General features: G+C 42.7%; 23 protein-coding genes. 22 read left to right on the top strand and 1 reads right to left on the bottom strand.

The window, feature by feature from the left end:
- Nucleotides 1–28: 28 nt before the first annotated feature.
- Entirely contained in the window at nt 29–1018 is a 990-nt protein-coding gene (locus N1I80_RS12045; protein ID WP_445683652.1) for a DUF1385 domain-containing protein, read from the bottom strand.
- 126 nt (nt 1019–1144) lie between these two features.
- Here N1I80_RS12045 and N1I80_RS12040 point away from each other — a divergent pair, with 126 nt between their 5' ends.
- The 22 genes from N1I80_RS12040 (at nt 1145) to recN (ending at nt 17957) form a co-directional block, all read left to right on the top strand.
- Nucleotides 1145–1573: a hypothetical protein gene (locus N1I80_RS12040; protein ID WP_340738109.1), complete on the top strand. Its 429-nt coding sequence runs from the start codon at nt 1145–1147 to the stop codon at nt 1571–1573.
- A gap of 61 nt (nt 1574–1634) precedes the next feature.
- The gene (gene aroQ, locus N1I80_RS12035) at nt 1635–2075 is read left to right on the top strand and encodes a type II 3-dehydroquinate dehydratase (RefSeq protein WP_340738108.1); all 441 of its coding nucleotides are present in this window, start codon (nt 1635–1637) and stop codon (nt 2073–2075) included.
- Nucleotides 2076–2079: 4 nt separating this feature from the next.
- A complete protein-coding gene (locus tag N1I80_RS12030; RefSeq protein WP_340738107.1) occupies nt 2080–3141 on the top strand; it encodes a M24 family metallopeptidase in 1062 nt (353 codons plus the stop codon).
- A 22-nt stretch (nt 3142–3163) separates the two neighbouring features.
- Entirely contained in the window at nt 3164–3721 is a 558-nt protein-coding gene (gene efp / locus N1I80_RS12025) for an elongation factor P (protein WP_340738106.1), read from the top strand.
- Nucleotides 3722–3826: 105 nt separating this feature from the next.
- Complete coding sequence (locus tag N1I80_RS12020; RefSeq protein ID WP_203246941.1) at nt 3827–4036, top strand: hypothetical protein; 210 nt, start codon at nt 3827–3829, stop codon at nt 4034–4036.
- Entirely contained in the window at nt 4015–4413 is a 399-nt protein-coding gene (locus tag N1I80_RS12015; protein WP_340738105.1) for a hypothetical protein, read from the top strand. Before N1I80_RS12020 ends, N1I80_RS12015 begins: the two co-directional genes overlap by 22 nt.
- 14 nt (nt 4414–4427) lie before the next feature.
- Complete coding sequence (locus N1I80_RS12010) at nt 4428–5327, top strand: stage III sporulation protein AE (protein WP_340738104.1); 900 nt, start codon at nt 4428–4430, stop codon at nt 5325–5327.
- Nucleotides 5324–5500 (top strand): hypothetical protein, encoded by a 177-nt coding sequence (locus tag N1I80_RS12005; RefSeq protein WP_340738103.1) that lies wholly within the window; start codon nt 5324–5326, stop codon nt 5498–5500. Before N1I80_RS12010 ends, N1I80_RS12005 begins: the two co-directional genes overlap by 4 nt.
- A gap of 25 nt (nt 5501–5525) precedes the next feature.
- Nucleotides 5526–5996 (top strand): hypothetical protein, encoded by a 471-nt coding sequence (locus N1I80_RS12000; protein ID WP_340738102.1) that lies wholly within the window; start codon nt 5526–5528, stop codon nt 5994–5996.
- Nucleotides 5983–6534 carry a SpoIIIAH-like family protein gene (locus N1I80_RS11995; protein ID WP_340738101.1) on the top strand — a complete coding sequence of 184 codons (552 nt, stop codon included), beginning with the start codon at nt 5983–5985 and terminating at the stop codon, nt 6532–6534. The genes N1I80_RS12000 and N1I80_RS11995 overlap by 14 nt, the downstream gene beginning before the upstream one ends.
- A gap of 150 nt (nt 6535–6684) precedes the next feature.
- Nucleotides 6685–7182 (top strand): acetyl-CoA carboxylase biotin carboxyl carrier protein, encoded by a 498-nt coding sequence (gene accB, locus N1I80_RS11990; protein WP_340738100.1) that lies wholly within the window; start codon nt 6685–6687, stop codon nt 7180–7182.
- 13 nt (nt 7183–7195) lie between these two features.
- Entirely contained in the window at nt 7196–8542 is a 1347-nt protein-coding gene (accC, locus tag N1I80_RS11985; RefSeq protein WP_340738099.1) for an acetyl-CoA carboxylase biotin carboxylase subunit, read from the top strand.
- Between the two features lie 17 nt (nt 8543–8559).
- Nucleotides 8560–8961, top strand: coding sequence for an Asp23/Gls24 family envelope stress response protein (locus tag N1I80_RS11980; protein ID WP_340738098.1), 402 nt, complete (start codon nt 8560–8562; stop codon nt 8959–8961).
- A gap of 116 nt (nt 8962–9077) precedes the next feature.
- Entirely contained in the window at nt 9078–9458 is a 381-nt protein-coding gene (nusB, locus tag N1I80_RS11975; protein ID WP_340738097.1) for a transcription antitermination factor NusB, read from the top strand.
- 24 nt (nt 9459–9482) lie between these two features.
- A complete protein-coding gene (gene folD, locus N1I80_RS11970; protein ID WP_340738096.1) occupies nt 9483–10343 on the top strand; it encodes a bifunctional methylenetetrahydrofolate dehydrogenase/methenyltetrahydrofolate cyclohydrolase FolD in 861 nt (286 codons plus the stop codon).
- Between the two features lie 72 nt (nt 10344–10415).
- Nucleotides 10416–11771: an exodeoxyribonuclease VII large subunit gene (xseA, locus tag N1I80_RS11965; protein WP_340738095.1), complete on the top strand. Its 1356-nt coding sequence runs from the start codon at nt 10416–10418 to the stop codon at nt 11769–11771.
- On the top strand, nt 11772–12014 hold the full coding sequence (gene xseB / locus N1I80_RS11960) for an exodeoxyribonuclease VII small subunit (RefSeq protein WP_340738094.1): 243 nt from the start codon (nt 11772–11774) through the stop codon (nt 12012–12014). It begins immediately after the preceding gene.
- The gene (locus N1I80_RS11955; protein ID WP_340738093.1) at nt 12007–12891 is read left to right on the top strand and encodes a polyprenyl synthetase family protein; all 885 of its coding nucleotides are present in this window, start codon (nt 12007–12009) and stop codon (nt 12889–12891) included. Before xseB ends, N1I80_RS11955 begins: the two co-directional genes overlap by 8 nt.
- Nucleotides 12892–12981: 90 nt before the next feature.
- Nucleotides 12982–14883: a 1-deoxy-D-xylulose-5-phosphate synthase gene (gene dxs, locus N1I80_RS11950; RefSeq protein WP_340738092.1), complete on the top strand. Its 1902-nt coding sequence runs from the start codon at nt 12982–12984 to the stop codon at nt 14881–14883.
- Nucleotides 14880–15701, top strand: coding sequence for a TlyA family RNA methyltransferase (locus N1I80_RS11945; protein WP_340738091.1), 822 nt, complete (start codon nt 14880–14882; stop codon nt 15699–15701). Before dxs ends, N1I80_RS11945 begins: the two co-directional genes overlap by 4 nt.
- A gap of 93 nt (nt 15702–15794) precedes the next feature.
- On the top strand, nt 15795–16244 hold the full coding sequence (gene ahrC / locus N1I80_RS11940; RefSeq protein ID WP_340738090.1) for a transcriptional regulator AhrC/ArgR: 450 nt from the start codon (nt 15795–15797) through the stop codon (nt 16242–16244).
- Between the two features lie 15 nt (nt 16245–16259).
- On the top strand, nt 16260–17957 hold the full coding sequence (gene recN, locus N1I80_RS11935) for a DNA repair protein RecN (RefSeq protein ID WP_340738089.1): 1698 nt from the start codon (nt 16260–16262) through the stop codon (nt 17955–17957).
- Nucleotides 17958–17976: the final 19 nt, after the last annotated feature.

The following is a 17976-nucleotide window of genomic DNA, read 5'->3' as shown; positions in this document are numbered from 1 at the left end:
CGCCCAAGTTTAGGTGCCTTCCCTTTTGCTAATTTACAGCAACTGTTTCATCAATAGGAGAAGTCGTATCCGGCTTAGCGGCTACATTTAATACTTCAACCCCAAATTCTTCAACTTCTAACAATTTTTCGAAAGAGGCAATCGCCACTTCTACCTGTTTGTTATCAGGCTCTTTTGTTGTGAGCAACTGTAGCCATAGTCCAGGATAACCTAAATATTTCAACACAGGAATATTACGCAACGAATTTGTTACCTGTAACACTTCGAAAGAAATGCCAAGTACAACTGGGATTAAAAGAATCCGGTTGACGATGCGTAGCCAGAATGGGTCAGTTGGGACAAGGAAGTAAACAAACATACCTACGACAACTGTAAACAGAATGAAACTACTGCCACAGCGGAAATGCAACCTCGATTGTGCTTGCACATTGGCAACTGTCAACGGTAAATTATTTTCGTAAGCATTGATGACCTTATGCTCTGCACCGTGGTATTGAAAGACACGTTTAATGAGCGGCGTCAGCGAAATCAGTGAAATATATGTCAGCAACAAAATAAGCTTGAATAAACTCTCCAGTAAAATTTGTGCAGTTTTTCCAGGTGCGATAAACTGCAATGATTGTGCTAAGAAAACAGGCACAAGCGTAAAAACGAATTTCCCGAACAGAAACGATAACACACCAACTGCTGCGACGCCGAGTACCATCGCTATTTTTGACGTTTCTTCAGGTTGCTCTATTTCTTCCCCGGGCATGACATCATAACGTTCACTGGAAAACGTCAAATGACGTGAGCCAATACCTGCCGATTCAATCAATGCAACAATACCGCGTACGAACGGAACTTTTTTCAATTTCATACGTATTGTATTCTTTTCTTTCGGTAGATGATAATAATCGATGGAATCATCCTTGCGCCTAATGGCTGTCACGGTATGATCCTTACTGGCGAACATAACCCCTTCAACGAGCGCTTGCCCCCCATAAGTAGGAGCTTGTTGTTCTTTTCCCATAGTCATTCCCACGCTTTCTTTTGTCTCAACTACAACCTATTTAACCATTATACTAAAAAATGGCCGCACACTCCACAATTGATGTTTAAAAAATAGAGAACCACCCGACACTTTAAGCTAGGAGGGATTTCTATGATTAATAAAACCTTAGGTTGGACGGCATTTTTTAGTGCTTTATTCACAGTGTTGTCGCTCAAGTTTTTGCATCTTTTCAATTTTATTAGCTGGTCGCCTGTCGGGTGGGCAAAAAAAGAGATGCTATTTGCATCGACTCATATTATTATCCATTGGTTGCTTCTTCTTTTGATACTGATGGTTGTCTTTGCGATTCTCTATTTTGCTGTTTCATTTACAACGTCGATTCCACCATCCGTAACGTCGTTGATCCTTGCCATCCTTGCTGTTTTTGCGATTGAATGGACAATCGGTTTACCTAAGACGCCGTTCGATGCGTTTACATCTTTGTCTATGCCATTTCTTGCAATCATCGCCATTGTTCTACGATTTATCACAGGGACGGCAGTATTTATGAAGAAACTTTCATCGGAAAGTGTAAAATGAGTTGCTAGACAACCGCGATATGATAAAATGGGAAAGAAAACGGTGAGGGGAATGGTGCGGGGTGAAGTTACTGATTCTGAATGGGCCTAATTTAAACAGGCTTGGAAAAAGAGAACCGGGGATTTATGGTGCTGAAACGTTGGAGGATATCGAACGTAAACTAGAAGGTATTGCAGTTGAGCGGGGAGTGGAGTTAGCATTCTTTCAATCGAATGTGGAAGGTGCTTTAATCGATAAAATTCATGAAGCGGAAGACATCGGCCTCGATGGCATTGTCTTCAACCCGGGTGCATTTACGCATTACAGTATTGCTTTGCGTGATGCAGTTGCCTCCATCCAAGTTCCTGTTATCGAAATTCATATTTCGAACATACATAGCCGAGAACCGTTCAGGCAGACATCTGTTATTGCGCCAGTCTGTGTCGGCCAGCTGTCCGGATTCGGCACGGACGGATATGCACTCGCCATCCAAGCCTTTCTCCTCCGAGGAAAAGGGGTATGATGACATGATGAAACTAGCAAAATTACGTGAATTACTAAAAGAACAAGAGTTGGATGCACTGCTTGTGACGAATGAATTCAATCGTCGTTACATGACAGGGTTTACAGGAACAGCTGGACTGGCACTCATCTCGTCTGACGATGCTGTGTTCATCACAGATTTCCGTTATACGGAACAAGCGGAAAAAGAAATTGAGGGCTTCCGTATTGTTCAACATACGAAAACAATTATTGAAGAAGTTGCTACACAAGCTAAAAATATGGGTCTTCAAACAATTGGTTTTGAAAAAGATGATTTGACATTTGGTCTTTATGAGTTATACAATGCACAAGTTAAAGCTACGTTAAAACCAGTTTCAGGTCTTGTTGAGAAACTACGTATGGTGAAAACGGAAGATGAATTGGTGATTTTGAGAAAGGCTGCTAAAATTGCCGACGATGCGTTCACACATATTTGTACATTCATCAAACCTGGCGTAACAGAACTCGAAGTATCGAATGAGTTGGAATTTGCCATGCGTAAACAAGGGGCAACATCTTCCTCGTTCTCTATTATCGTGGCATCTGGTCTACGCGGTGCGCTCCCGCATGGTGTGGCAACAGACAAAGTGATTGAATCGGGTGATCTTGTAACGCTTGACTTTGGTGCGTTGTATGAAGGTTATATCTCAGACATTACGCGTACAGTGGCTGTTGGGGAACCTTCGGACAAACTAAAAGAAATTTACGCAGTGACACTTGCAGCACAAGAACTAGCTTTAGAAAAGATTAAACCGGGTATGACAGGAATAGAGGCCGATGCGATTGCGCGCGATTACATCACATCAAAAGGTTACGGCGAAGCCTTCGGTCATTCAACAGGACACGGTATTGGTTTGGAAGTACATGAAGGACCAGGGCTGTCCTTCCGTTCAGAAACTGTCCTTGTGCCAAATATGACTGTCACAGTCGAGCCGGGTATCTATTTGCCGGGTATTGGTGGCGTGCGTATTGAGGATGATATCATTATGACGGAAGACGGAAACGTGCGTCTCACGCATTCAACAAAAGAACTACTTATCCTATAATCTAGTAAATGGAGGAATCATCATGATTTCAGTAAACGACTTTAAAACAGGCTTAACAATCGAAGTAGACGGCGATATTTGGCGTGTAATGGATTTCCAACATGTTAAACCAGGTAAAGGTGCAGCGTTCGTTCGTTCAAAATTACGTAACCTACGTTCAGGTAACGTCAATGAAAAAACGTTCCGTGCAGGTGAAAAAGTTGCTAGAGCACAAATTGACAACAAACGTATGCAATATTTGTACGCGAACGGCGATGATCATGTCTTCATGGACAATGAATCTTATGAGCAAATCGAATTGCCAGCAAAACAAATTGAAGAAGAACTAAAATTCTTGAAAGAAAACATGGAAGTGCATGTTATTCAATATAAAGAAGAAGTTTTGGGCGTAGAGTTGCCAATCACTGTTGTATTAGAAGTTGCTGAAACAGAGCCTGGTATTAAAGGCGATACAGCAAGCGGTGGCTCTAAACCTGCTAAAATGGAAACAGGTCTGGTTGTACAAGTTCCATTCTTTGTGAATACAGGCGATAAACTTGTTATCAACACAGAAGAATCTGAGTACGTATCACGTGCTTAATCAATATAAAGTGAAAAAACATCTTGCATCCCAATGGGACGCAGGATGTTTTTTTCATATGTTCCCCCAATTGCACATAGGATAAGGCAATGGGGGGAACGCCGGATGGAATTGAGTGATTTACTGCGTGTTGCCGGTATTGGGCTAGTTATCGGTTTACTACATGTTTTTTTCGAACAGACCGGTAAAAAGGAATTCTCCTATTTCCTATTTTTTATTGCATATATTTATATTACGGCAGAAATGCTACGTTTTCTTAAAATCTTCTTTACGGAAATCATGGAGTTTTTCCAATGGTTGTCGATGTCAGTCTGATGTTTATTTTAATCCAATCAATTGTCGTTTTTCTAATTTTGCTAGTCATCTCATTTGCTGTTCCTAAATTGCAGCCACTGTTGTATATGTCCATCTTTTTCTTTTATTTATTGTACTTATTAAGCACAATCATTTTTCCGTTTGGCAAAAAGTTCGCAAAGATTTTTGAAGCATTACCGGACCCATTTGCCAAACTGTTGATTGGCAGTGCCATTTTATTTTTCGTATCCGAGCTAATTGCTAAACATATGGAAGAGGCTGGTTACGGGTCGCTTGCGGCACTGGCTCATTTCTCTGTGAAAGTGGCTATCCTTACTTTGTGGATCACACAAACAACAACACTCATTGAAATATTATCAACACTTATTACAAAATGAACGGACGGGCATCTATGATTTCCTTTATTGAAACGATACTAGGAACTGTATTATCAAGCTTCGTCATCGTCATCATTGCAACCTTTATGGCATTGTTAGTTGATTTTCTATTCCCTTCATTTGCCAAGTGGACGAGGATGATGATGATCTTCATTGTCATTGCGGTTGTCTTACAGCCGGCGTTTGAACATTTAGCCCTTATTCGTGATATCGCGCATGCCATTTCCACGATGTTCATTGCAGTCTATCCGATTTTGACTGCTAGCATGATTACGGCAGGCGGGGCATTCAGTATGCTCAATTTTCAGCCAGCGATGCTACTGTTTGCTAATGGTGCTGTTATTCTTGCGGAAAGTGTTCTGATTCCTCTTTTGACTGCGGCTCTTATTTTTGACCTCGTCACAAGGATATTGCCAGCTGTGCCGTTTTCTAAAATGGCAGATCTTATTCGGACGACCCTACTCGGCTCTGTTTCAGCTGTTGTTGCTGCCTATTCTATTTTTATCACTGTCGGTGGCACAATGTCTTGGGCGTTATCAGGCTTAACAAGTGGGCCGATTAAAGAATTAATCAACCAAAACGTCCCGCTTATCGGCTCCTTTATGACGGAGAGTATGGGGACTATTGGCCGCTACTCATCGGGTGTGAGCGTTTTTGCGGGTGGATGGTTCATCACGGCAATTTGGACGGTTGCACTCATCCCGTCCCTTAAAACATTACTAACCGCTTTTTTCTATAGATGGACTGCCGCATTGATTGAACCGTTTGCCAATGAAGATATTACGGGGATTTTAGATGATATTGGCAAAACATTATTTGTATTGTGTGCTGTTTCATTTCTAATCGCTTTCGCTTTTATTTATACAGCACTTTTTTCAGTCATTCTTATTAAGCTGATGACAACGATGAAATGAGGTTTAAAAATGGCATCTTTTTAACGGGTGTTTTGCTGATTACACTATTATCTTCAACCATTTTGTTGTTGTTTCCGAAAGAAATGGAAGATGATTTCTTACCGATTATTAAGCTTGCAATGGGTATTTGGCTAATCCGTTCAATCTTTATATTTTTTGGTCATAGCATGTGATGATATTGCATAAAATGAATCATTGATGACAGGTCCTATAACCGGCTCAATGAACGGAAATGGTGATGATATGCAAAAAACAACGAGGAAAATTCATCCAATCCTTCTCGGGACGCTCGTTATCCTGGTCATCATTGTCATTACTTCTAATCTTGGAAGTATGGGGGGGGAGAAGGGGAAGAAGGAGGAGAGCCGGGAATTTGTAGAACTGGAACAAGCTTTGATGAAAGTGGAAGGGCTCGGAGAAGTAATCTTGTACCCTCATTATGAGTATGCAGAGTCTGCCAACCCACTAGCTGATTACTTTTCATCGTCTACTGCAACAGCTAAAAAGGGCAATGCACTCCAAGGACTACTTGTCGTTGCAGAAGGTGCGGAAGACTTGAAGATTCGGAACCAACTTTCAGGAATTTTATCAGCCGTCCTTCAATTGTCAGAACATCGTATCGTCATCGCTGAAATGGAGAAAAGGGGGAATACAAATGAGAACGAATAAAAGAACAGTGTGGTTTTTAACATTGCTTAGCTTAGTTGCTGTCATCTCGATCTATACCTTTAAGGAAAAACCAATGTCCTTTGATGGCATCTCACTTTTTACAAATGACTCGAATGATTCCACAACACTAACGGAGCAATTAAATGGTGCGGATCAAACAGCCCCTGTTTTTGCTGAGGAATATTTGTTTGAAAATATGCGGATGGAGGTCATCAGTCAACGTAGTAAATTAGCGGAACAACTAACGTCAAAAATTGGTTCCCCAGACTATACGGCTGCTGAGAAAAGTAGTGCAATAGATGAGATGGCGGAGATGACAAAGCGTAATTCTGCTGAGGCGCTTATGGAATTAGAAATTAAAGCGCTGGGCTATCCAGAAGCATTTGTGCATTCGGAAGATGGTGCAGTAAAAGTGACCGTTTTGGCAACAGAAGGGCAATCCAAAACATTAGCGGCTGAAATCATCCAACATGTGAAAACAAGCTGGGATGACGCTGGATCCGTTCAAGTTCTATTCACAGGTGGGACAGAAGAATGATGAAAATGGACGTGAAGGCCCTTTATTAGGGTCTTTTTTTCTGTCTTTACGATGATTTCAATAACAATTCATCATTATCTATTTCAATATGGGGTGAAAACGTCTAAAATAGAAAGGAACGCAATTATAATGTAGTCAGGGGAATCGATCATGTTAAAAATTCAAGAAATCCGTGAAATTATTAAATTAATCGATCAATCATCAATTGAAAAATTTACTTTTGAATCAAACGGGGAAAAAATCAAACTGGAAAAAGGTAGCGGACAGGCTGTTGTTGCACCCACTGTTGTAGCAGCACCTAGTGTTCAGCAGGAAATACCTATCGTACAACCGGTGGCGGTAGAAACAGTTACAGCATCTGTACAAGAAGCGGCGCCTGTAGTACCTTCACAAGTAGAAGATTCATCTTTACACAAAGTGACATCTCCGATGGTTGGGACATTTTATGCATCCTCTTCGCCGGACGAGCCAGCTTATGTACAGAATGGCGATACAGTAAAGCCTGAATCCATTGTTTGTATCGTCGAAGCGATGAAACTTTTCAATGAAATTGAAGCAGAAGTTTCTGGGGAAATCGTGGAAATTCTCGTAAAAGACGGACAACTCGTTGAATACGGACAACCTCTCTTCCTTGTAAAATTAAATTGAGGAGGACTGCCAAATGAAAAAAGTATTAATTGCTAACCGTGGTGAAATTGCAGTACGCATTATTCGAGCTTGTAAAGAGCTAGGTATAAAAACTGTTGCGGTTTATTCTGAAGCTGATCGGGAGGCCCTTCATGTTGAATTAGCGGATGAAGCCTTTTGTATCGGACCGAAGCTTTCGAAGGACAGCTACCTTAACTTTTCTAATATAATCAGCATCGCTAAGTTGACAGGCTGTGAAGGGATTCACCCAGGATATGGTTTCCTAGCAGAGAATGCGAGCTTTGCGGAGCTTTGTGAAGAAGTTAATATAGAGTTTATCGGCCCGACTGCCGACGCGATTTCACGGATGGGCACGAAGGATGTTGCCCGTGAAACGATGCGACAAGCGGGCGTTCCGATTGTCCCAGGTTCGACGGGGATTGTGGAAGACGAACAGGCGGCGCTTCAAATTGCGAAGGAAATTGGTTTCCCAGTCATCATCAAAGCAACAGCAGGTGGTGGAGGGAAAGGGATTCGTGTCGCAAGAGATGAGGAAGAACTAAAAAGTGGCATTAAAATCACTCAAAAGGAAGCCGCCGCAGCATTTGGCAACCCGGGTGTTTACCTTGAGAAATTCATTGAAGTATTCCGTCACGTCGAAGTGCAAGTATTGGCTGATAAATTTGGTCAGACAATCCATCTCGGTGAACGTGATTGCTCCATCCAGCGTAGAATGCAGAAGCTCGTAGAAGAAGCACCTTCACCGGCGGTGACGCCTGAACTTCGCCAAGCAATGGGGGAGGCAGCTGTCAAAGCAGCAGAAGCTGTTCAATACCGTGGTGCTGGAACAGTTGAATTCATTTTCGATCATATTAACCAAAAGTTCTACTTTATGGAAATGAACACCCGTATTCAAGTCGAACATACGATTACGGAAATGATTACGGGGATTGATTTAGTCCAACAGCAATTGAAAATTGCATCGGGTGAAAAACTGGTCCATCGTCAAGAGGATATTGTTCTCAACGGTTGGGCAATTGAATGCCGCATCAATGCGGAAAATCCATCGAAAAACTTTATGCCATCACCGGGGAAAGTCACGATGTACATCCCACCAGGTGGATTTGGTGTGCGGGTTGACTCCGCTATGTATACAGGGTATGCGATTCCCCCGTTTTATGACTCAATGGTTGCAAAATTAATTGTTCATGCGGATACTAGGGAGGAAGCAGTCGCAAGGATGAAACGGGCACTGGATGAATTTATCATCGAAGGTGTCGAAACAACAATTCCTTTCCATTTAAGATTAATGGATGATGCGGTCTTTAAATCAGGAGATTTCGATACGAAGTTTCTTGAAAAATACTCAATTATGAACTAACAGGGAGGAGAATCGGAATGTCAGAAAAGACAATTCCATCATTCGTCGGGATGGCTCCGTCGGGGGATGTCGAGCTTGGACGCGTCCAACTTGCTCCAGAAGTTCTTGAAGTCATTATTGGCATCGCAACAACAGAAGTAAAGGGTGTTGCGAATACGAGAGGAAATTTTGCCACAGGTGTTGCCGAAAAGTTTGGTAAAGTAGTGCATGGTAAAGGTGTCAAAACAGAGTGGTCTGAAGAAGGTTTAACGATTGACGTGTATTGTGTCGTCGATTACGGCTTTTCTGTGCCAACTGTTGCAAAAGAAATACAAAAGCAGATTCGCCATGCGGTTTTCCATATGACTTCACTTGAAACGAAAGAAGTGAATGTCCATATAACGGGAATCCAGTTCGAAGCGGGAACGGAAACGGTATGATCTGAAAGCATCGTCCTAATCGGATGATGCTTTTCAGCTTGTCTTACTGTATCCGGGCACCTTGTTTATGCTATGATAATGCCTTAGAGATGCAGTAGTGGAGGAGAAGAACATTTATGAAGCGAAGAGAAGCAAGGGAAAAAGCGGTTCAAACCCTTTTTCAACTTGATAACACAGAACTAACAATTGAAGAGGCAATTACGTATATCGTCGATGAGCCGGCTAACGTATTTTACGAACAGCTTGTGCGTGGCACTGTGCAACATCAGGAAGCCATTGATCTGGCATTGGTAGAAAAACTAGAGCACTGGTCATTGGATCGTCTACCTAAAATTGAACGAACTGTTTTACGATTAGCTGTCTACGAACTATTGTTCAATGAAGAAGTACCGCACCGTGTCGTATTAAATGAGGCTATTGAACTTTGTAAAACGTTCGGTGATGAGAAATCGGGCCGTTTTGTTAATGGTGTACTATCGAAATTTGAAGAAAAATAATCGAAGCCGTTTGGAGGAGCTAGTATGACAGGGAAATTAATTGATGGAGTAGCGATTGGAAAAGAAATTAGAGAAGAAATTAAAGAAAGAGTGACGGCGCTGAAAGACCAAGGGTGTCAACCAGGTCTTGCAGTCATTCTTGTGGGGGACAATCAAGCTTCCCGTACATATGTGAAAAATAAGCAAAAGTCTACCTTGGAGGTAGGTATGAAGTCTGAGCTAATTGAGTTGCCAGCTACAGTAACTGAAGAGGAATTGCTTGAGCATGTCACAAAATTGAACAATGACGATTCCATCAATGGCATCCTTGTTCAATTGCCATTACCGAAGCATATTGATGAGAATCTAGTCATTCGCGCTATTGATCCGGCAAAAGACGTTGATGGATTCCATCCAGAGAACGTTGGCAAGATGATTATTGGTCAGCAATCATTTTTGTCTTGTACACCTTATGGCATCATCAAATTGCTTGAACGGACAGGTACAGAAATTAGCGGTAAGCACGCTGTCATCGTTGGTCGTAGCAATATTGTCGGCAAGCCAATGGGGCAATTATTGTTGCAGCGTGATGCTACGGTGACATACTGTCATTCTAAAACAAAGGACTTAGCAACATTCACAAAACAGGCAGATATTCTAATCGTTGCCATCGGTAAAGCTAAGTTCATCACAGGTGAGGATGTCAAAGAAGGCGCAGTCGTCATTGATGTCGGTATGAACCGCGATGAGAATGGTAAACTATGCGGAGATGTTGATTTTGCAACTGCAAAAGAAGTCGCTTCTGCTATTACACCTGTTCCAGGCGGTGTGGGCCCAATGACCATTACGATGTTATTGAAAAACACCTTGCAAAGTGCTGAACAAGCCTGTTCGCAATTACTATAAAATACCGAATGAACGCTGTTTTTCATCAGAAAGACAGCGTTTCTATACGTCGGAAATCAGGAGGTGGGACTGTTGACCAGTAACCCCTACTTATCTGTCCAAGCCTTATCCAAATATATTAAACGAAAATTCGATGCAGATCCTCATTTACGCAATGTTTTCGTCAAAGGCGAGCTATCGAATGTTAAAAATCATCCGAGTGGACATATTTATTTTACTTTAAAGGATGACAAAAGTCGGATTCAATCAGCGATGTTTCGTTCAAGTGCAGCGCAGTTAAAATTCACACCGGAAAATGGTATGAACGTACTTATTACGGGAGATGTGTCTGTCTATGAAACAACTGGAAATTACCAATTGTATGTCCAGTCGATGCAACCCGATGGCGTTGGAGCATTGTATCTGGCCTTTGAACAATTAAAAGAAAGTCTTGGAAAAGAAGGGTTGTTTGATGCACGCTGGAAAAGTCCGCTTCCTATGTACCCACAAAAAATCGGTGTCGTGACGGCACAATCGGGTGCAGCAATCCAAGATATTTGTTCAACGATTGAAAGGCGCTATCCACTTGCTGAAATTATTTTATTTCCTGCGGTCGTGCAAGGTGCACAAGCCGCTCCCTCCATTGTTCAATCCATTGAACAGGCCGAGGCTCACGGCTCGATCGATGTACTGATTGTTGGCCGTGGTGGTGGTTCCATCGAAGATTTATGGGCGTTCAATGAAGAAACGGTTGCACGTGCGATATTTTCTTGCCGAATTCCGGTTATTAGTGCAGTCGGTCATGAAACGGATACGACGATTGCTGATTTTGTCTCGGATCGAAGAGCACCGACTCCGACGGCTGCTGCTGAAATGGCGGTTCCAGCTCGCGATGAGTTGGTTGAAAGGTTATTGGATCGAAAACGTGCCCTATATAACTCCTTGTCTAATCAAATTAAGCAGGAACGTAAACGTTTAACGACATTGCAAACTTCCTATCCACTGCAATTTCCTGAACGCTTATATCGCCCGTTTACCGAAAAGTTAATTGGATTTGAAGGAAGATTACTGCGAAGCAGTCAAGATATTACGAGTAAACGAGCTTCAGAGCTCCAACGATTAAGTGGTATGCTATCTACCTTTTCGCCGAATCAGCGCATAAAGGAAGAACATCGCAATGTGACACTATTTACGGAACGTCTGACGAGGTCTGTTCAGCACGATGTCAGGATACAAAGTGAACGCTTCCAAGCATCTATTCGTATGTTGCAAGCACTCAATCCGCTCAATGTCATGGAACGTGGCTATTCAATTGTCTATCAGAATGGGATTGTTGCCAATTCCATCACAGCCATGGACATCGGGTCAAACATTCATATTAAGTTGCAGGATGGGTCAGCAGAAGCGGTCGTCCAAACGATTACAACAAATGAGGGGGAGGAACGTTAAGTGGAAAAAGAACCAATCCGCTTTGAAGAAGCGATGCTACAATTAGAGGATGTCGTCCAGAAATTGGAAACAGGAGATATCCCGCTGGAAGACGCTATTACCTTATATAAAGAAGGCATGGAGCTGTCTGCCTATTGTCACGGAAAATTACAGGATGCCGAACAACAGCTTATTTCTATTATCGACAAAGAGGGTAAATCATCCCCGTTCGATCCAACAAAAGGGGTGGATCAGCATGCATAAAAAATTGCAGCACTTTATAGAGAATTACCAACCCGCTATTGAAGCCCAATTGAATCATATGCTTGCGACGACGAACGTGCCTGAAACATTGAAATCTTCGATGGCCTACTCGGTCAATGCTGGTGGAAAACGCATTCGGCCACTACTTGTTCTTGCCACGCTTGAAGATTTAGGCGTTCAATCAGCCGATGCCATATCTATCGCTTGTGCTGTCGAATTAATTCACACGTATTCGCTTATTCATGATGATCTACCTTGTATGGATGACGATGATTATAGGCGCGGTAAATTGACGAATCATAAAGTTTATGGGGAAGCAGTAGCTGTTCTCGCAGGGGATGCACTGCAAACGCTGGCATTTGAGGTATTAACGACTCTGCAAGAAACATCACCTAAAGATGCTTTGCAGCTAGTCAACATGCTAGCAGGAGCTTCAGGTGCTGCAGGAATGGTCGGGGGTCAAATCCTTGACATCGAAGGGGAAACAAAACCGTTGTCACTTATGGAATTGGAAACCGTTCACATCAATAAAACAGGGGCACTGCTATCATTTTGTATCGAGGCTGGTGCTGTACTCGCTGGTCTTGATCAAGCAAAGACTGGACAATTAAAGACTTTCGCATGGAATATTGGTCTTGCTTTTCAAATTCAAGATGATATTCTCGATATCACATCTACAACGGAAGCACTAGGTAAGACAGCTGGAAGTGACATTAGCAGTGATAAATCGACGTATCCATCGCTACTTGGTCTTGACGGCGCGAGGGAACGCCTTGCAGAACATCATCGTTTAGCAGGGGAATCACTTAGTTTCATTGAACAAGACGAGCCACTTCTTGAGCTTTTCGCAGATTATATTGTCAATCGGCAATCATGAGGGAACGAAACTGTTGTATGGAACGTCCTTCTTGCTATAATGTACTGGGAGTAAACTGTGGTAATCAATTTATGAAGGTGTGTGATATTGGTGGATCTTACTGAAATTACTAGTCCATCTTTTATTAAAAAGCTCGACAAAGAACAGATGGCAGAGCTTGCTGAAGAAATTCGGAAATTCCTTATCGAAAAGTTATCTGTCACTGGAGGTCATATTGGACCCAATTTGGGCGTTGTAGAATTAACGATCATGCTCCATCGGTTATTTGATAGCCCCACAGATAAAATTCTTTGGGATGTCGGACACCAGGCGTATGTCCATAAGATTTTGACGGGACGTGCAGCTGATTTCGATACGCTAAGACAATTCAAGGGCTTATGCGGCTTCCCTAAAATGAATGAGAGTGAGCATGATGTATGGGAAACAGGTCACAGTTCAACATCATTATCGGCAGCGATGGGGATGTCGGCGGCACGAGACGTTAAAGGGGATTCAAATTACGTTATACCTGTCATTGGTGACGGTGCGTTGACTGGTGGTATGGCGCTTGAGGCGTTGAATCATATTGGTCATGAGAAAACAAATATGATCGTTATTTTGAACGACAATGAGATGTCGATTGCACCAAACGTCGGAGCTCTCCATACAATACTGGGGAAACTGAGGACTGCTGGTAAGTATAATAATGCGAAAGACGAACTTGAATATATTCTGAGGAAAATCCCTGCAGTCGGCGGTAAAGTAGCAGCAGCGGCGGAACGGGTCAAGGACAGCTTAAAGTATCTAGTCGTCTCGGGGATCTTTTTTGAAGAATTGGGCTTCACTTATTTGGGACCAGTTAATGGCCATGATTTCAATGAGTTGGAGCGCAATCTTCAGTATGCCAAAAAAATGGATGGACCTGTTCTATTGCATGTCATCACGAAAAAAGGTAAAGGCTACAGCCCGGCTGAAGACGATAAAATCGGGACTTGGCATGGTACAGGACCCTATAAGATTGAAACAGGTGATTTCGTTAAATCTGCATCCGTTGCGCCTTCTTGGAGTGGGCTCGTAGCAGAAACAGTTCGGACAATGGCGCGTGAGGATCAGCGTGTTGTTGCGATTACACCGGCAATGCCAGTCGGTTCTAAACTGGAATCGTTTGCCAAGGAATTCCCAGATCGATTTTACGATGTGGGCATAGCCGAGCAGCATGCAACGACGATGGCAGCAGGGCTTGCTACGCAGGGGATGAAACCGTTTTTAGCGATCTATTCGACATTCCTACAACGTGCATACGATCAAGTGCTTCACGATGTTGCAAGGCAGAATTTGAATGTCTTTATTGGCATCGATCGTGCGGGACTTGTAGGTGCCGATGGGGAAACGCATCAAGGTGTCTTTGATATTGCCTTTTTAAGGCATATGCCGAATTTGGTTATTATGATGCCAAAAGACGAAAACGAAGGACAGCATATGGTGAAGACTGCGATTGATTATAGCGGGGGGCCGATTGCGATGCGTTATCCAAGGGGAAACGGACTTGGAGTGTCAATGGATGAAACACTACAAGCCATTCCAATCGGTTCATGGGAAGTCCTTCGCGAAGGCAACGATGCTGCTATTTTAACATTTGGTACGACGATTCCAATGGCGTTGCAGGCAGCTGAAACATTGGCATCACGGGGGATTCAAGTGAAGGTAGTCAATGCGAGGTTTATCAAACCGTTAGATCACCAAATGTTAGATGAACTCTTTGCAACGGGCATGCCGATTACAACAGTTGAAGAAGCAGTTCTTGCAGGTGGTTTTGGTAGCGCCGTTATTGAATATGCGCAGGATACACGCAAGACGGGTGTCCCGATTCAACGAATGGGTATTCCTGATCAGTTTATTGAGCATGGAAATGTTGATGAGCTACTGGCGGAAATTGGTATGACGGCAGGTCACCTCGTTGATAATGTGCAAACGTTCATCAAAGAACTTGCAGTGGAAAGGGAACAAGTATGACAAATCGTATACCCAAAGAGCGAGTCGACGTCCTGCTCGTTGCACGTGGTCTTGTTGAAACAAGAGAACAGGCCAAACGTTCTATCATGGCAGGTATCGTTTTCTCCGCAGAAACAAGGCTTGATAAGCCTGGAGAAAAAATTCCAGAGGATGCACCGCTAACTGTAAAAGGCTCCACATTGAAATATGTTAGTCGAGGCGGCTTAAAGCTTGAAAAAGCACTGGAGAAGTTTACAGTCGATGTCAAAGGTAAAATCGGGCTGGATATCGGGTCATCTACGGGTGGTTTTACAGATTGTGCGTTACAAAATGGAGCGGTGCATTGTTATGCACTAGATGTTGGTTATAATCAGTTGGCCTGGAAAATACGCCAAGATTCACGTGTAACGGTGATGGAAAGAACGAATTTCAGACATGCGACACCAGAACTATTTACAGCAGGTGTGCCGCAATTTGCAACCATTGATGTATCGTTCATTTCCTTGACACTTATTTTACCTGCTTTGAAGCGTATCATTGCGCAAGGTGGAGATGTTATTGCACTCGTCAAGCCTCAGTTTGAAGCGGGTAAAGGTAAAGTAGGTAAAAAAGGTGTTGTTCGTGAAAAATCTGTTCATTTTGATGTATTGAAAAAAATTGCCGATGCGTCAGTACAAGAAGGATTTAGTCTACGTGGCATGTCATTCTCCCCTGTTACGGGAGGAGAAGGGAATATTGAATTCCTATTCCATTTAACAGCAGATGATCATCCGACGACTCTTTTTGATGACGACTCGTATAATAAGCTGATTGAAGAGGCCTACCAGGAATTGCTATAGCGCGCATTTATTTGCGCGTTTTTCTTGTTGAAGGAAAAGTTCGATGATAGAGTATAAAATAAGATATGATTAGTGTGTATAGGAGCGATGGGAATGAATAAAGGGCATAGACATATTCGGATTCGGGATATTATCTCAAATTTTGAAGTAGAAACACAAGATCAGCTTGTGGACAGTTTAAAAGATGCAGGAGTAGCGGTGACACAAGCGACTGTTTCGCGGGATATTAAAGAAATGCATCTCATTAAAGTTCCATTACCAGATGGTCGCTATAAATATAGCCTTCCTGCCGTACATAGCCATAACACGGAGCAAAAGCTCAATCGCATGCTGACAGATGCCTTCGTGAGTATCGATGGAGCGGGGCATTTTATCATTTTGAAAACGCTTCCTGGCAATGCACAAGCCGTTGGGTCTTTAATTGACCATCTTGGATGGGACGAGATGCTTGGAACGATCTGTGGCGACGATACATGCCTTATCATTTGTCGGGATGAATCGCTGACAATGGTTGTCAAAGAAAAATTACTTGCGATGCTGTAAGAGAGGTGACTGTACTTGTTGAGTGAAATCTCCATTAAAAACTTTGCAATTATTGAAAGTCTTGACATTACCTTTGATGAAGGTCTAACGGTCTTGACTGGAGAAACAGGAGCTGGAAAATCGATTATTATCGATGCGGTTCAGTTATTAGCCGGTGGCAGAGGCTCTCAAGAATTTATCCGACATGGTGCAGTAAAAGCTGAATTAGAAGGTCTGTTCACGATTGCGGAACAAGCCCATCCTGTCATTGAAAAATTGGCTGAGCTGGGCATTGATGTAGAAGAGGGTCATATCATTCTGCGACGTGATTTAAATGCGAATGGTAAAACAGTTTGTCGTGTCAATGGCAAACTTGTGACGATCGCTGTTTTGAGGGAAATCGGTTCTCAACTGATAGATATTCATGGGCAGCATGAAAATCAAGAACTGATGCACGAAAGAAGTCACATCCATTTACTGAACCATTTTGCTGGTGACAAACTGACACGGGCGTTTGATAACTATTCCGATCTTTATGAACGTTACCGGAAGCTGAAGCGTAAACTCGAAACTGCTGATGAAAACGAGCAACAAGTGGCTCAGCGCATCGATTTGTATTCATTCCAATTGAAAGAAATTGATGCAGCTGCGCTTGTCATTGGGGAGGAAGACGAGCTAGAAGCAGAAAAACAAAAGTTGCAAAATTTCAATCGTCTCTATGAGCGCTTGAATACAGCCTATCTGTCCATCAGTGGGGATACGCATGCGCTGGATTGGGTCGGCTCAGCTATGAGTGATATTGAAGATGCAGCCTCTGTCGATAAAACCTTGAAACCGCATGCGGAAACTGTTGCGACGAGCTTTTATTCGTTGCAAGATACTGCACATGAACTGAAAAGTATATTGGATGATATGGAATTTGATCCGGCAAGACTGGAAGTGGTAGAAGATCGGCTTGCCCTCCATACTTCGCTCAAAAGGAAATATGGCAAAACGATTGAGGATATTTTATTGTATCGCGACAAAATTGCGGATGATCTTGAAAATTTACTCAGTCGGGATGAAAGACTAGCTGCTCAACAAGAAAAAATGGAGCAATTATTGCAGGACTTGGAAATTGAAGCGGGTGAGTTATCAATTATTCGTCAAGCGACATCTAGTCAATTACAACAGGCGATTATGGAACAATTGCAACAGCTACATATGGGAAAAGCATCATTTAAAGTGGATATCAGTCGAAAAGCGGCAGGTGTTTTCGATTCAAATGGTTATGATAATGTGGTGTTCCTCATTTCAACAAATGTCGGGGAACCATTAAAACCACTCGTCAAAGTTGCCTCAGGTGGAGAACTTTCCCGTATAATGTTGGCACTCAAAACGATTTTTTCAAAGCACCAAGGCATCACTTCGCTAATTTTTGATGAAGTCGATACGGGAGTGAGTGGTAGGGTAGCGCAAGCTATCGCCGAGAAAATAGCGATGATTTCCATGCATTCCCAGGTGTTGTGTATTTCCCATTTACCGCAAGTCGCAGCAATGGCGGATCATCATTGTCTCATTAAAAAAGAAGTGGAAGATGACAGAACACGTACAGCCATTCATGATGTTGTTGAATCAGAAAGAACACAAGAGCTATCCCGAATGCTGTCAGGCGCTGAAATTACACCACTGACATTAAAACATGCTGAAGAATTATTGACGTTAGCAGAAGAGCGAAAAAAATCATTTCGTTAACAAGGAAACGTGCATAGCA

Origin of the sequence: Sporosarcina sp. FSL K6-3457 (assembly GCF_038007285.1) — a bacterium.
GTDB lineage: Bacteria > Bacillota > Bacilli > Bacillales_A > Planococcaceae > Sporosarcina.
Note: the sequence above shows the minus strand (reverse complement) of the source record. Positions and strands in the feature narration are given on the sequence as shown.